The organism is Pseudoduganella sp. jia 9 (genome assembly GCF_055502615.1).
In genome coordinates this window covers 18,307-33,577 of record NZ_JBUPWE010000008.1, presented here as the reverse complement: position 1 = coordinate 33,577, position 15,271 = coordinate 18,307, and the positions used below count along the sequence as shown (strand labels likewise).

Below are 15,271 nucleotides of genomic sequence, written 5' to 3'. Positions count from 1 at the left end.
TACCCGGCGTTAATCATTCGCCATCGTTAATCGTTCGGAATCGTTACCCATTTATCACCGGAAAGAGGGATCGCCATGATGTACACGTCCGCCGCATTGCCGTTCGCGCTGGCCGGCACCGAGCAGCGCGCCCGCCTGCTCGACGGTATCGGCGCCGGCCTGGACGGTGTCCGGCACCGGCTGCCACGGCAGGCCGCATTCGATGCGGGCGTCGAACCGGCCGCCGCACTGCGCCAGCACGACATGCTGCGCGAGTGGCTGCGCTTCCTGGCCGGGGCACTGCGCGCGGACGGGGCCGATGGCCGGCAACGCACCGTTCCCCTCGGCCCCATCGCGGCCGTGGGTGCGCACGGCAGCGCCTATGGACTGGCCGGCATGTATGCGATGGCCGCGCTGGCCGCGGGCTGCCCGGTGCTGGCGCGCGCGTTGCCGGCACCCAGCTGCCTGGAACTGGCGGGCCTGATCGCGGCAGCCGCGACGGCGGCCCGGCTGCCCGATACCCTGTTCGAGCTGGCCGACGACGACGACACCCTGCTCGCCCGGCGCGCCGTGCGGGGGGTGATCTGCCGCGCCGGGACGCGTCCGGTGCCCCGGCTGCTGCCGGCACTGGCCGAAGTGGACGGCAGCGGAGCGGCCTTCGTGCTGCCCTGCGCGCTGAACGGCCGCGCCGAATACCTGGGCCAGCAGTTGCTGGCCCAGCCGGGCGCGTGCCCGGTCGTCGTCGCCATCGACGGCGACGGCTTCATCGACCTGCGCGAAGCCATCATCGACATGCTGGCCGATGGCGGCGGCACCTGCGCCGGACGCCCCGGCGACGCTGCCCTGCCGCCCGGCAGCGGCGCCCGGCAGCTCGCCGACGCGCGCGACGGCCAGGCGCCCGCCTTCGCGGAAGTGCCGGCCGCGGCACTGCTCGCCGATCCGCAGCTGTGCGGCGCGCGCCGGGCCGGACTGCTGGTGCGCTGCGCCGATGCGCAAGAACTGCTGGCGCTGGCATGGGCGCTCGGCCCGCTGGCCTGCGCCAGCCTGCATGCGGCGCCCGGCGATGCGGCGCTGGCGGCCCAGGTACTGCCGCTGCTGGAACTGGCCGCGCGGCATATCCACGTCAACCGCTTCGGCAGCGCGCTGCGGTCCACGCACGCCGCCGCACTGGACGCGATCGGCCGCTTCCGCCGCCCGGTGTTCCACCATGCCGGGGAATTGCATGCCACCTGAACCGTCATCCCCGCGCAAGCCGGCCATCGACGCCCACCCGTTCGCCCCTGCCGAAAAGGTCGGCGTCGCGCAGATCCTCATCCGCAAGGCCGAACGCAGCACCGCGGTGCTCGGCTCCTTCGTCGCCGCCGACAGGCTGCTGAAAACGTGGGCCGCCGCGCGCGACTGCAGCGAATGCGAATTCGAAATCCGCTACCTGGACGGCTACCGGCTGTCCGGCCTCTATCCCATGTGGCAAAAGAGCACCACGCGCCAGTCGCTGGGCGCCCACGTGCGGCGCCTGCTGGGCGGCAGCCGCCCCCCGACCACGCTGCACTTCTCCCCCGGCAGCAGCCCCGACCGCTTCCTCGACCAGTACGAAGTCGAAGACTTCGCCGAATCCTGACAGCAGCGCAAACAGTATGCTTTTCGCCACACGCCAACCGGGGACTGTCCCCGATTTTTAGCAACAAAATGCTGATCGGCCACGTATTTGCGCGGGAACCGACAAATAGTGCGCCGCTGGCGAATGCGAACAGCTACACAATACGATGTTGATGCAAAAACCACAAAATTGTTGCAAAAATTCGGGGACTGCCCCCGAATGTTGAAACCGGGGTCTGACCCCGGTTCTGGGAAATATTCGGGCGGTGTCAGCCTGTTGTAAAGATAGTCACTTAACATCCGCTATCGACGGTATCGTGCCGTCTGCCAACGAGGACGCCCAATATGACACTCCCCGCCCCCGAGTCGTCGGTTGCGCATGCGTCGTTCGGTCCCTTCCGCCTCTATCCGGCGCAGCGCGTGCTGCTCGAGGATGGCCAGCCGCTGAAGCTGGGCTCGCGCGCGTTCGACATTCTCGCCATGCTTGCCGAGCGCGCCGGTGCACCGGTGTCGAAGAGCGACCTGATCGCGCACGCCTGGCCCGATACCATCGTCGAGGAAGCAAACCTGCGCGTGCACGTCGCGGCGTTGCGCAAGGCGCTGCGCGAAACGCCCGAGCGCCGCTACATCGGCAGCGTGGCCGGACACGGCTATTCGCTGCTGGCCGCCGTGCGATGGCACCAGGCGCAGCATGCCGACCAGCCGGACGGTGGCGCGCTGGCGCAGTCGCTGGCGGCGCTGGCGCGGCAGCACCGCCTCGTCACGCTGACAGGCACCGGGGGTGTCGGCAAGAGCACGCTGGCGCTCGCACTCGCGCGCCGCCTGGCGCCGCAGTTCCGCACCTGGAGCATCGACCTGGCCGAGGCGGCCGATCCGCAGGCGGCGCTGGCCGCGGCGATGGCGCTGCCGCCCGGCGCCGATCCCGCTTCACCGCTGCTGGCCCACCTGCGCGAACGGCCGGTACTGCTCGTGCTCGACAATTGCGACCGCACCGTCACGGCGGCTGCCGCGCTGGCGGAACGGCTGCTGCGCGAGGTGCCCGGCCTGTGCATCGTGGCCACCTGCCGCGAGGCGCTGCGCGCCGCCGGCGAATGGGTGCAGCGCGTCGCCCCTCTCGACTGCCCGCCGCCCGGCATCGCGACGGCAGGGGAAGCAATGGCCTATCCGGCCGTGGCGCTGTTCGCCGCGCGCGCCGCGGCCCTGCACGGCGGTTTCAGCCTGGCCGATGCCGATGCGCCCGCGGTGGCGGAACTGTGTCGCCGCCTCGATGGCGTGCCGCTGGCGATCGACCTGGCGGCCGGCCGGCTCGACCTGTTCCAGCCGCGCGACCTGCTGGCCCGGATCGACGAGCGCCTGCTGATCCTGAAAGGCGGCCGGCGCACCGCGCCGCCGCGCCACCGCTCGCTGCGCGCGTCGCTGGAGTGGAGCATCGACACGCTGTCGTGCACGGAGCGCACGGTGCTGGGCCGCGTCGCTGTATTCTCCGGCCCGTTCACGCTGGCGCGCGCACTCCGCGTCGCCACGGGCGGGACGGTCGCCGCACACGATGTGGAAGACGCGCTGGCCACGCTGGCCGCCAGGTCGCTGCTCGCGCCGCATTGCGCCGCCAGCACGCCGGAATTCCTGCTGTATGACGGCGTGCGCCACTACGCGCTGTCGCTGCTGGCCCCGGACGATGCGGCGTTCGCCCGCTTCGCTGCCGATTGCACGGCGCTCGCCGCCGGGCCGGATGGCGATCCGGGGCGTTTGCCCGACGTGCGCGCGGCGCTGGCATGGGGTTTCGGCCCCCATGGCGACGCCCAGGCCGCCGCAACCCTGCTGGCCGCCTCGATACCGATGTGGTGGGAAACGGCCGAACTGGAAGAATTGCGCAAGTGGCTCGTGACGGCGGTCGGTCGCGGCATCGACGAGGCGGCGCCGATTCTGCCGCAGACTCTGCCGCCGCCGCTGCAGTCCGTGCTGCACACCGCGCTGGGCACGGCCTGCGTGTACCTGGAAGGCGCCGGCGCCGGCCGCGCGGCCTATGCCCGCGGCTTCGCGCTGGCGGAAGCGTCGGCCGACACCGACCGGCTGGCCGACGCCTTCTCCGGCCTGGTCCTGGAACACGTGCTGGCGGGCGATTACCCGGCCGCGGTGGCGTTGGCGCAGCGCTTCCAGGACGCCATTCGCCGCGCCGGTTCGCGCGCCGCGCAACTGGTGCACGACCGCTTTGCCGCCCTTGCCCTGCACCTGTCGGGAGAGCAGGCACTGGCCGCGCCGCTGGCATACGCCGTGCAGAACGGCACGGTCCCGGCCGTGTGCACGCGGCGCCGCACCGCCCTGCATACCGATGAAAACGTTGCCGCGAGCGCCGTGCTGGCGCGGACCCGCTGGCTGCTCGGCCACGCCGACGATGCGTTGCGGCTGGCCCGCAACGGCGTCTTGCGCGCCCGCGCGGTGGGCGCCGACGCGCCGCTGTGCCAGGTGCTCGCGTTCGCGATGTTCCCGGTGGCATGGTGGTGCGGCGACCGGCCGGCCGCGCTGGCCGCGCTGGCGGAACTGGAGGATGCCGCGCGCCGCTTTCCGCACTGGGAAACGCTGGCACGCCAGTACCGGCACGGCATCGTCGAGGATGCGCCCGGTGGCTGGCTGGCGAAAGCGCCCGCCGCCGGACCGCACCGCGAAACGCTGGCCACCCTGAACCCGCGCTACCTGGACGAGCGGCTGCTGCTGCGCACCGACCATGGCGACGCACGCTGGTGCGCCGCCGAACTGCGCCGCGTGCAAGGCGAGCGCCTGCTGGCCGGCGGCGGCCCTGCGGCGCACGAGACGGCCGAGCGGCTGTTCCGCGCCGCGCTGCTGCTGGCCCGCAACCAGGGCGCACTGGCCTGGGAACTGCGTGCCGCCACCAGCCTCGCGCGGCTGTGGCACGGCCGCGGCGCGGCACCCGGCGCCGAAGCGCTGCTGGAACTCGTCGTGGCCCGTTTCGGCGAAGGCCAGCGCACGGCCGACCTGCTGGCCGCCACACGGCTGCTGGCCCAGTGGCGGCTACGAAAAAAAACCGGCGCGGCGTCGGTGGACGCTGCGCCGGTTCCGGTGCCGGTGCCGCTTACTGCTTGACGATATCGACCTTGCCGTCCGCGCCGAATACCAGCGCGCCATCGCGCGCATCGATGCGGATCGTATCCTTCGGACCAAAGCGGCCCTCCAGGATCAGCTTCGACAGCGGATTCTCGATCTGCTGCTGGATCGCCCGCTTCAGCGGACGCGCGCCGTACACCGGATCGTAGCCTGCCTCGGCGATCTTCTGCAGCGCGGCGTCGCTGATCTGCAGGCCCATCTCCATCCGCTTCAGCCGGTCTTCCAGGATCTGCAGCTGGATCTTCGCGATCGCGCCGATGTTCTTCTCGTCCAGGCCGTGGAACACGACGATCTCGTCGATCCGGTTGATGAACTCGGGCCGGAAATGGCCGCGCACTTCGGCCATCACGGCCAGCTTCGTCACGGCCGGATCGGAGTCCTCCATCGACTGGATCTTCTGCGACCCCAGGTTCGAGGTCATGATGATCACGGTGTTCTTGAAGTCCACGGTGCGGCCCTGGCCATCGGTCATGCGGCCATCGTCGAGCACCTGCAGCAGCACGTTGAACACGTCGTGATGGGCCTTTTCCACTTCGTCCAGCAGGATCACGCTGTACGGCTTGCGGCGCACCGCCTCCGTCAGGTAGCCGCCCTCGTCGTAACCCACGTAGCCCGGCGGCGCACCGATCAGTCGGGCCACCGAATGCTTCTCCATGAATTCGCTCATGTCGATGCGGATCATCGATTCCTCGGTATCGAACAGGAACGCGGCCAGTGCCTTCGACAGCTCGGTCTTGCCCACGCCGGTCGGGCCCAGGAACATGAACGAGCCGTAGGGCCGGTTCGGGTCCGCCAGGCCGGCGCGCGAACGCCGGATCGCATCGGCCACGGCGTTGATCGCCTCGTCCTGCCCCACCACGCGCTCGTGCAGCTTCTCCTCGATGTGCAGCAGCTTGTCGCGCTCGCCCTGCATCATGCGCGACACCGGAATGCCGGTCGCGCGCGACACCACCTCGGCGATTTCCTCGGCGCCCACCTGGGTGCGCAGCAGCTTCGGCTTGTCCTTTGCTTCATCGCCGTTCGACGATTCCGCCTGCTTCAGCTGGGCTTCCAGCTCGGGCAGCCGGCCGTACTGCAACTCGGACACTCGCCCCCAGTTCGAGGCGCGCGTGGCTTCCTCCATCTCCTGGCGGATGCGCTCGATTTCCTCCTTGATGTGCGTGGTGCCCTGCACATTGGCCTTCTCGGCCTTCAGCACTTCCTCATAGTCGTTGTACTCGCGCTGCAGCTTGGCGATCTCCTCGTCGATCAGGTCGAGGCGCTTGCGCGAGCCTTCGTCCTTCTCGCGCTTGACGGCCTCCTTCTCGATCTTCAGCTGGATCAGCCGGCGCTCCAGCTTGTCCATCACCTCGGGCTTGGAATCGATCTCGATCTTGATCTTCGATGCGGCTTCGTCGATCAGGTCGATCGCCTTGTCGGGCAGGAAGCGGTCCGTGATGTAGCGGTGCGACAGTTCGGCCGCCGCGATGATCGCCGGGTCGGTGATCTCCACCTTGTGGTGCAGCTCGTACTTGTCCTGCAGGCCGCGCAGGATCGCGATCGTCGCTTCCACGGTCGGCTCGTCGACGAGGATCTTCTGGAAGCGGCGTTCCAGCGCGGCATCCTTCTCGATGTACTTGCGGTATTCATCCAGCGTGGTGGCGCCGACGCAATGCAGCTCGCCGCGCGCCAGCGCCGGCTTCAGCATGTTGCCCGCATCCATCGCGCCCTCGGCCTTGCCGGCGCCGACCATCGTGTGCAGCTCGTCGATGAAGACGATGGTCTGGCCTTCGTCCTTGGCCAGTTCATTCAGCACCGATTTCAGCCGTTCCTCGAACTCGCCGCGGTACTTGGCGCCGGCCAGCAGCGCCGCCATGTCCAGCGACAGCACGCGCTTGCCGCGCAGGGAATCGGGTACCTCGTTGTTGACGATGCGCTGGGCGAGGCCCTCGACGATCGCCGTCTTGCCGACGCCCGGCTCGCCGATCAGCACCGGATTGTTCTTGGTGCGGCGCTGCAGTACCTGGATGGCCCGGCGGATTTCGTCGTCGCGGCCGATCACCGGGTCGAGCTTGCCCTGACGGGCCCGCTCGGTGAGGTCCATCGTGTATTTTTTCAGCGACTCGCGCTGGCCTTCCGCTTCCTGCGAATCGACCTTGCCGCCGCCGCGCACGGCATCGATCGCCGCCTCCAGCGACTTGCGCGACAGGCCGTTCTCGCGGGCCAGCCGGCCGGCATCGGACTTGTCGTCGGCCAGCGCCAGCAGCACCATTTCGCTGGACACGAACTGGTCGCCGCGCTTTTGCGCTTCCCGGTCGGCCAGGTTCAGCATGTTGACGAATTCGCGGCTGACCTGCACGTTGCCGCCGGTGCCGGACACCTTCGGCGCACGCTCGATGGCCCCTTTCAGGGCGGCGGACAGGCCGCCGACGTTGACGCCGGCACGCTGCAGCAGCGAGCGCGTGCTGCTGTCGTCCTGGTTCAGCAGGGCCGTCAGCAGATGCACCGGTTCGATATAGGGATTGTCGTTGCCGACGGCCAGGCTCTGGGCGTCGGCGAGTGCTTCCTGAAGTTTTGTTGTGAGTTTGTCTTGACGCATGGCGCTTCGCTCCAAATTTTATCTTCCGATAAGGTGCGGATGCGCAACCGCTATTTCAAGACGCCCTGCCAACAAGCAGGGTTCGGGCTGCGTTCCGGATCACGTCTTCCACTTGTCCAGCGCCTCGTCGTCGCTGACCCGCGCATCGACCCAGCGCGCGCCTTCCGGCGTCTCTTCCTTTTTCCAGAACGGCGCCTCGGTCTTCAGGTAGTCGATGATGAATTCGCAGGCCGCGAACGCGTCGCCGCGATGGGCCGACGTCACCGCCACCAGCACGATCTGGTCGCGCGGCAGCAGCGGTCCGACGCGGTGGATGACCAGCGCGTCGTGGACAGGCCAGCGTTCCACGGCCTGGTCGATGATCCGGTCGATCGACTGTTCGGTCATGCCCGGATAATGCTCGAGCTCCATCGACGCCACGTGCGAACCCTCGTTCAGGTCGCGCACGGTGCCCACGAAACTGACGATGGCGCCCACTTTCGGATTGCCGGCGCGCAGCCGCGCGAGCTCGGCGGACAGATCGAAGTCCTCCTGCTGGACACGCACCCGCGGCATCCTGCCATCGTCCGTGGTCGAACTCATGGGCGAACTCACTGGCAAACTCATCGCCCCTCCGCGCCGAGGCGGCGGAACAGCGCTTCGATGCGGCTGGCCGTGCGGTCGTCCAGCAGCGCCGGCAGCGCGCACAGCTGCACGAACTGGGCAGCCTGCGAACCCGCATTGCCGGCCTTGTGGCCGGACTTCAGCGAATCCTGCAGCACTTCGACCTGCATCCTGAGCCGGTCGCGCGCGAACTCGGCGCCGCTGTCGATGCCGGCCACGATTTCCTGTCGCAGCACCTCGGCCAGCAGCCGGGAGCGGTTCGCTTCCAGCGTTCCGGCATACGCGCCGCGCGCGGCGGCATCGGCCGCCGCGGCGCGCAGCGCGGCATCGAAGCGGCCATGCAAGGTGCGCTCATGGTCGGCCGGCAACGGCGGCAATGCGGCCCAACGGCCTTTCCACTCTTCCACATCGACCGGGCCGGGCGCGGCAAGCGCGTTCTCCAGCGCCTGCACGAGCCGCAGCTTGTCGCGCAGCGCATTCGCCTGCGCGGTGCCGGCACGCTTGCGCAGCGCGTCCGCCTCGCCCTGCAGTTTCGCCACGGCGGCGCGGTAGCGCCCCTCGATGCGCGCCTCGGCCGCGCGCGGCACCGGGCCGCTGGCATGCCACGCGGTGGCGGCCTCGCGCAGCGCCTTGCCGATCGCCGCTTGCCGGGCCTTGTCGTCGCCGTCGGCCGTGAACCCTTCCAGCTGCGCGCAGATCGCTTCGCGCGCATGCAGGTGCGCCTTGCGTTCATGGTCGGCGGCGTGGGCCGATTCCTTGCGCTTTGCAAAGATCGAGTCGCAGGCGGAACGGAATTTCTGCCACAGCGCCTGCTCCTGCCGGCGTTCCAGCGGCAGCGCCTTGGCATGGCCCTGCCAGGCTTCCTGCAGGCCGCGCAGCGTATCGACCGTGTGCCGGTCGGCCGGGTCGAGCTTGTAGACTTCCTCGATCAGCTGTTCGCGGCGCGCGACCTCGATGGCGCGCTGCTCCTCGAGCGGTGCCATCAGCGTTTCCATCGCCTTGCCGAACGCGGTATCCAGGCGCTTCTTGTCCTTGCGATCGATCGTGCCCAGCCGGCTCCATGCCTGCCGCAGGCGCTGCGAGGCGGACGCCAGGCCGCGCCAGTCCTCGCGCGCGGCCGGCGAATCGGCGACCAGTGCGTTGACCTCGTCGACCATCGCCTGCGCCTTGGCGGCGTTGGCATGGCGCTCGTCGGCCAGGTGGCGGAAGTGCGCGGCAGCCGGCGCGTAAGCGGCGGTGCAGGCGGCGTCGAATTTCTCCCACAGGCTCTTCGGCGCGGCACCGGAAACGCTGTCCAGCGACTTCCACCGCTCGCGCATCGCGCTGACCTTCCTGGCCAGCTCGCTCATCGCCAGGTTTTGTGCGGGCAGTTCCTCGACGGCATGGACCAGTTCTTCGCGCGACACATTACCGCCCCAGCGGGCCCACGCCGACAGCCGCTTGTACTCGGCGCGCACGTGCGCAAGACGCTCCGATTGCTGGGTCGTCAGGCGGCCCGTCTTGCTGTCCTTGAGCGTCTTGTCGTGCTCGGCAGCCGTGTGCAACTGGCCCTGCGCCAGCGCCGCATCCATCGCCTCGACCAGCGCCATGAAACGCTCGTTCGCTTCGCGGTCGGCGGGCGTGATCTTCTTTTCCTTCGGCGCACGGGGCGGGGCGGCTGCCGCCGGCGCGGCTGCCGGCGCCGCCGCGGCGGCGTTCTCGCCCGCAGGCGTGCCGCCTTCGGCGCCCCCTGCCATGTCGCTGCCCTGCTCCGCTTCAGTACCGCCGTCCGGCTCCGCCTGCCCGGCAGGCGCCGCGGATGCCGGCGCGGGCGCCACCTCGGCGGCCGGCGGCTCGGCCGCGGCGGCCGGGCGGACCAGCGCGGCGCGGGCCGCGTCGAGCGCCGCGTCGACGTCCTGCAGCAGGTGACGCGGCAGGGTGCCATGCTCGGGCGCCGCAAGCCGTGCGGCATGTTCGGCGGCCAGCCGCTCCAGTTCCAGCAACGGCTCATCGCCGTTTGCCGGCGCGGCTGCCAGCCTGCGCAGCGCCGCCAGCGCATCGATCGTGGCGCGCTGCAAGTCCACCTGTGCTTCGAGGCGACCGCTCAGTGCGGCGCGCAGCCGGTCGAACTCGGCAGCCAGTTGCGGAGGGGCATCGATGACTTTCCACAGGCGATCCAGGTCGGCGACCTGGTTCGGCGTCAGCTTCTCTTCCTGCAGCAGGCGTTGCGCCTGCGCAATGCTGGCCTCGGCCTGGCGCTGCTCCATCTGACGGTGGCGGATCGCATCGAGCCGGCCCTGCATCAGCTTGGCCACGCGGCGGTCCGTGTTGCGCACGGCGGCCTGCACCTGCTCGAGCGCCGGCTGCGACACGACATGCTCGGCGGCGGCCAGCCGCACATCCGCAAATTCGCTCTGCAGGATCAGCGCCACGGCCGCGGCTTCATCGCCGGCCAGCGACCTGGCACGCGCGGCCTGCTCGGCACGGCGTGCTTCCTTGCCGTCGGGACCGTCCTGGGCGGCAGCCCCGCCGCCCTGGCCACCATTTTTGTCGCCACGCCCGGCCTCCGCGTGTTGCCCCTGCGCGGCCTGCGATTCGGTGCCCTTGTCGCCGGGCCGCTTGAAGAGGAATTCAAACATGATGTGCTATGGATGGATCAAAACCGCCATCATAGCGCAGCACCGGTTTTCGCGGCGTCGCTTCCCGCGGCCGGGACCGGCAAGACCCGGCAAAACCCGGCACAACCCCGCCACAACCCCGGTACAACTCCGGCACACCCCCGCAGACGGATCGACGCCGCGCGATCGGCGCCGCCCGGCTGGTTACCAGCCTGCCGTTCAGTCGGCGCCGGCAGCGCGCGGCAGCGCGCGGGCGCGGGCCCGTACGGCGGGCATGCGCAGGTCGATCGCGTTTACCGGCTCGGCCGGCGGTGCCAGCCGCGGCACCAGCGAGATCACGGTGGCATCGTCGGCGCCGCAGCGGCGTGCCTCGGCCACCTGGGCGTCGTGCGCCAGCAGCTTGTTGGCGATGGCGAACCACGCGTCGCCGCAGATCGCACTGCGGGCAATGGCGAACAATTCCTTCTCTTCCTTTTCCAGCCGTTGCAGCAAGGTGGTGCAAAAGCTGTCGATTGCCTCGCAAAACGCCGTAACATGGCCGATCCCGGGCTCCTGGCCGGGTTCCCGGGCCAGCACCTCGAGGTACTCGGCAGCGCATTCCTGTCCGGGCCGGCTGCCATGTGGCGCGGCATGGCACGCCCCGTCCTTCAGGCGGCGTACCACGTCGAGCGCGAGACCGTTCAGGCGCGACAATTCGTCGAGCAACTGGTCGGCACGCTGGGTTGCCTGGCGCAGGGCCGGGATCAGGTACAGCTCGACCTTGCGCCAGCTGCATGCCTGGTACAGGCGCTCGAGCGTTTCGCATGCGTATTCAAGCTGGCCCAGCGTCAGGCTTTGCTGGCGGGTCAGCGTCGATTGCACATATTTCTGGAATGAAAGCAGGCTGAGCCGAACATTGGCCTGTTCGACGGACAGTGCGACCAGCGTGTAAGTGGCGGTTAACATTCTGTCTCCGGTATAGTTATTGTCACAGCGTTATGAATCACTGCGCTGCCGCTGCGCCGACTTTGGACGTTGCGCTGACTTTGCGCTGCCATTGCACACCATGGCGACGCCGAAGCGCGACAAATCGCAGAAACCAAAGTGTAAATAACAGCGACATGGACACTTTGACACAGCGCAAAGTTGGCTGCGGAGTTTCCGACCGGACTAAGATGAATTCCTATGCAATGGGACTGTCAGCAGCACCGTGCCCGGTTCGCTCCCCGGCTGCACCGCACCGCCGAAGCGGCGCACCAATGCCTGCACCCCCGTGTTTTCCGCCAGTGCGTCGCCGGTCAGGCTGCCGGTGCCCCTGGCACGGAAATAATCGACCAGCTTGCCGAACAGAATCACGCCCAGGCCCTTGCCTTTCAGGTCGGAGCGCACGACGATGGCGAACTCGGCACGGCGATCGTCCGGATCCGCCACTGCCCGCACCACACCCAGCGTCTCGGCGGCGCCATCGGGCCCCGGCCGGGTGGCGATGAACGCCATCGCGCGGTCGTAGTCGATCTGCGTCAGCCGCGCCAGCTGGGCTGGCGGCAGCTCCCGCAACGCGGAAAAGAAGCGCAGCCGCACGTCTTCCGGATCCAGCGCCGCGAAAAAGCGCACGTGGGCCGGGGCATCCTCTGGACGGATCGGCCGCAGCAACAGCGGGCCTCCCTGCCAGTCGACCGTTTCGGCCAGCGCCTGCGGGTACGGCCGGATTGCCAGCGCCGCCTCCGGCCGCGGCGGGCCGAGCACGATACGGGCACCCGGCGCGGCCAGCGTGAACTCCTGCGCTGCGCCGGTGCCTGTCCCGGCCGCGGCCAGCCGCACCGGATCGAGCTCCAGTTCCGCCACCTCGGCCAGGTCGGTCACCAGGTCCGCCACCTGCACCAGCGCGCGGCAGACCGCGTCCGCCCCGGCCAGCGCGGCGCCGGCGCGGGTGCGCGCCACGATGTCGCGCGCCAGCACCATGTTCAGCGGCGGCAGGCCCGCGGCGCGGTCGCGCACGACGCGCCCGGCTGCACCGCCCAGCCCGAATTCGAGCGCCGGGCCGAACACGGGGTCCATGTGCACCGCGATGCGCAGCAGCGGCGTGTCGCCGGCCGCAGCCTCGCCGGCCGCCTGCCCCTGGTGCCGGCCGTCCTGCGCTGCGTCCTGCACCCCGCTCCGGATTCCGCTTTGAATTCCGCTTTGGCTTCCGCTTTGGCTTCCGCTTTGAATTCCATAAGCCGCCAGCAGCGCGGCACATTCGGCATCGTCCAGTTCGGTCCGCCCGGCGCCGCGCGCGGCAGCGACGATGGCGCGCGCCGCAGCCCGTTCCGGCTCCCCTGCGGCCGGCACCCCGGCCGGCACTTCGATCAGCAGCGCCTGGTTGCGCCGGTACTGGACGATCTGCCGGAAAGCGCGCACCGCCTTTTCCGGCGTGTCGTAGGTGGCCAGGCCGGCATCGGCGAACACCGCGCGGGCATCGGCCGCCTCGTCGCCGCCCAGCCAGCACGACAGCACGGTCTGCCGCGCCGCGCGCACCAGCGGCACCAGCGCGCGCGCCACGTCGCTGCTGCCGGCTGCCGGCGTGGGCACGTGCACCAGCAGCAGTGCGTCGGCCTGCGCTTCGTCGAGCAGCGCGCGCACGGCCGCCACATGGGCCGCGGTATCGGCGCGGGTGCCGATGTCGAGCGGATTGGCGGCCGCCACGCCCTCCGCCGCCACGGCCTTCAACGCGCGCAGCGTGGCCGTCGACAGCGGCGCCAGCTGGCCGCCGGTCCACGCCAGCGCGTCGGTGGCCAGCAAACCCAGGCTGGCCGCGTTGCTGACCACGGCCAGCCGTTCGCCCGCCAGCGGGCGCGCGCGCGCCACCGTCTGCACCGCGTCGAACAGGTCGGCCGACGAGTACACGCGCAGCATGCCGGCGCGCCGGATCGCCGCATCCACCACCAGGTCGTCGCCACTGCCGGATCCTGCGCCACGGCCCGACTTGAGCACCACGACCGGTTTGCCGCGCGCGGCGATACGGGCTGCCGACATGAATTTGCGTGCGCCGCTGACGCTCTCGATGTGCAGCACGATCGCCTGCGTATCGGCATCGCCGGCCAGCCAGTCGAGCAGGTCGGCCACGTCGACGTCGCCGCCCTCGCCCACCGAGACCACGCGTGAAAAACCGATCTGGTGCTGCCGCGCCCAGTCCAGCACGGCCGTCATCAGCATACCCGATTGCGATACGAAGGCGGTACGGCCCGGCCGAGCGCCGGTGTGCGCGACACTCGCGTTGACACCCGCCGCCGGGCCGATCAGGCCGATGCCGCCGGGGCCGAGGATGCGCAGCAGGTGCGGCCGCGCCGCCTTCAGCATCGCCGCGCGCAGGTGCGGCGGCAGCGCCGTCAGCACGACCGCCGCGCGGGTGCCGCGCGCGCCCAGGTCGGCCACCAGGCCCGGCACCGTGTCCGGCGGGGTGCAGATCACCGCCAGGTCGGGCGCGGCCGGCAGCGCCGCCACCCTGGCGTAGCACGGGATGCCGAGCAGCGTGTCGTACTTGGGATTGACGGGCCACAGCGCGCCGGCGAAACCGCTGCCGGCCATGTTGTCCAGCACCGTGGTGCCGATCCGCCCGGGTTGGCGCGAAGCGCCGATCACCGCCACCGAGCGCGGTTCGAACAGGCGGTCCAGGTGGCGGATGCTCATGGGTTCACCAGCGCGCGAAGTGCTGTTCGGTGACGCCGGCCAGGTGGCTCACCATCCGCTTCGGCGCCTCCGGCGCGCTGCGCACCCAGCCCGAAAACGTACCGAGCGGCTGCACGTAGCGGCTGACGGCGATGCGCAGGTTGCGCTGCTCGCGCCGCGCCGCCACGGGCGTAAACACCAGGTCGAGGCAGTCGTCTTCGGTGAATACGCGCCACGGCTCCATCGGATCGCTGGCGGCGTGGATGAAGCGGGCCGGCCCCAGCGGGAACAGCCCGCCGTCCATCCACAGGGCGTTTTCATTGGCGCCGAAATAGCCGGCCTGCAGGTTGAACCCGACGTCCGCGCCGTGGCCGGAAGCCCAGCGCCACGCCGTTTGCCGCGCCAGCAGGCCGTTCGAATAGTCGATGCTGGCGGTGCCGCCATGCAGCGGATACTCGCCGCGCCACGTGCGTACCTCGCCTTCCAGCGGCAGGCCGCCGCTTTTTTGCGTGGCATGCACCGCGCCGCCCTTGACGAGGCCCGAAGCCACCAGCGCCGGCGCCGGCGCGGTGCCGAAGCAGGCGTCGATTTCCAGCCAGGGACTGCGCAGCGACAGCCCGGACGGGCCGATGTCGATGAACACGCCGCGACGCGAGAACGTGCTGGTGCCGCGCGCATCGGCGGCCAGCGTGGCCGACAGGCGGCCCGGCCAGCCGTCCTGCGAGAAATTGGCCAGCATGTCGCCGTCGCCGCGTTCGAACGCGTAGGCGAAACAGCTGGTCATCCAGCCCAGGTCGACGATGGCGACGGCGCAGAGCATTCCCTCGCTTGCCAGTGTCACGTAGTGCCAGCGCTTGTGGTGCAGCCGGCGCCACAGCGCACCGCGCGCATATGGCGGCGCCAGCCGCTCCCAGTCGCAGCCGCGCAGGATGCCGGCGTGGCGGCCCAGCACGGGCCGGCCGTCCGCGCCGACGATGCGCTCCGGCGCCGGCGGCAGCGTCGCATGGATCGCGTTCATGCCGCGCGCTCCGCGGCCGGCAGCAGGCACATCCCGCGCGGCAACATGGGTATCAATTCTTTCAAGACGATGGTTCCGATGGTTCCATTGGTGAGGCGAGTCATTCTAAGGCATGTCGGCCGCCGGCCACACCGTTCCTGCCGCGCCGGGCGA

9 protein-coding genes are annotated in these 15,271 nt (G+C 70.1%); 3 read left to right on the top strand and 6 right to left on the bottom strand.

Annotated elements, in window-relative coordinates; translation table 11 throughout:
- The first annotated feature begins 75 nt into the window (after nucleotides 1-75).
- The 3 genes from ACY34H_RS11400 to ACY34H_RS11390 all read left to right on the top strand — a co-directional run bounded on the left by ACY34H_RS11400 (nucleotide 76) and on the right by ACY34H_RS11390 (nucleotide 4,674).
- Nucleotides 76-1,212 (top strand): aldehyde dehydrogenase family protein, encoded by a 1,137-nt coding sequence (locus ACY34H_RS11400; protein WP_464977612.1) that lies wholly within the window; start codon nucleotides 76-78, stop codon nucleotides 1,210-1,212.
- A complete protein-coding gene (locus ACY34H_RS11395; protein ID WP_464977611.1) occupies nucleotides 1,202-1,597 on the top strand; it encodes a hypothetical protein in 396 nt (131 codons plus the stop codon). The genes ACY34H_RS11400 and ACY34H_RS11395 overlap by 11 nt, the downstream gene beginning before the upstream one ends.
- Before the next feature lie 323 nt (nucleotides 1,598-1,920).
- Nucleotides 1,921-4,674: an ATP-binding protein gene (locus ACY34H_RS11390; protein WP_464977610.1), complete on the top strand. Its 2,754-nt coding sequence runs from the start codon at nucleotides 1,921-1,923 to the stop codon at nucleotides 4,672-4,674.
- On the opposite strand, the gene clpB is transcribed toward ACY34H_RS11390, so the two are convergent.
- The 6 genes from clpB to ACY34H_RS11360 form a co-directional block, all read right to left on the bottom strand.
- The gene (gene clpB / locus ACY34H_RS11385) at nucleotides 4,664-7,273 is read right to left on the bottom strand and encodes an ATP-dependent chaperone ClpB (protein WP_464977609.1); all 2,610 of its coding nucleotides are present in this window, start codon (nucleotides 7,271-7,273) and stop codon (nucleotides 4,664-4,666) included. The two genes, ACY34H_RS11390 and clpB, sit on opposite strands and share 11 nt — an antisense overlap.
- Nucleotides 7,274-7,372: 99 nt before the next feature.
- Nucleotides 7,373-7,855: a molybdopterin synthase catalytic subunit MoaE gene (gene moaE / locus ACY34H_RS11380; RefSeq protein WP_464977608.1), complete on the bottom strand. Its 483-nt coding sequence runs from the start codon at nucleotides 7,853-7,855 to the stop codon at nucleotides 7,373-7,375.
- 20 nt (nucleotides 7,856-7,875) lie between these two features.
- Nucleotides 7,876-10,494, bottom strand: coding sequence for a DUF349 domain-containing protein (locus tag ACY34H_RS11375; protein ID WP_464977607.1), 2,619 nt, complete (start codon nucleotides 10,492-10,494; stop codon nucleotides 7,876-7,878).
- A gap of 198 nt (nucleotides 10,495-10,692) precedes the next feature.
- Nucleotides 10,693-11,418 (bottom strand): hypothetical protein, encoded by a 726-nt coding sequence (locus tag ACY34H_RS11370; RefSeq protein WP_464977606.1) that lies wholly within the window; start codon nucleotides 11,416-11,418, stop codon nucleotides 10,693-10,695.
- 204 nt (nucleotides 11,419-11,622) lie between these two features.
- Nucleotides 11,623-14,121 (bottom strand): bifunctional acetate--CoA ligase family protein/GNAT family N-acetyltransferase, encoded by a 2,499-nt coding sequence (locus ACY34H_RS11365; protein WP_464977605.1) that lies wholly within the window; start codon nucleotides 14,119-14,121, stop codon nucleotides 11,623-11,625.
- A gap of 4 nt (nucleotides 14,122-14,125) precedes the next feature.
- Nucleotides 14,126-15,118, bottom strand: coding sequence for a DUF2804 domain-containing protein (locus ACY34H_RS11360; protein WP_464977604.1), 993 nt, complete (start codon nucleotides 15,116-15,118; stop codon nucleotides 14,126-14,128).
- Between the last annotated feature and the right edge of the window lie 153 nt (nucleotides 15,119-15,271).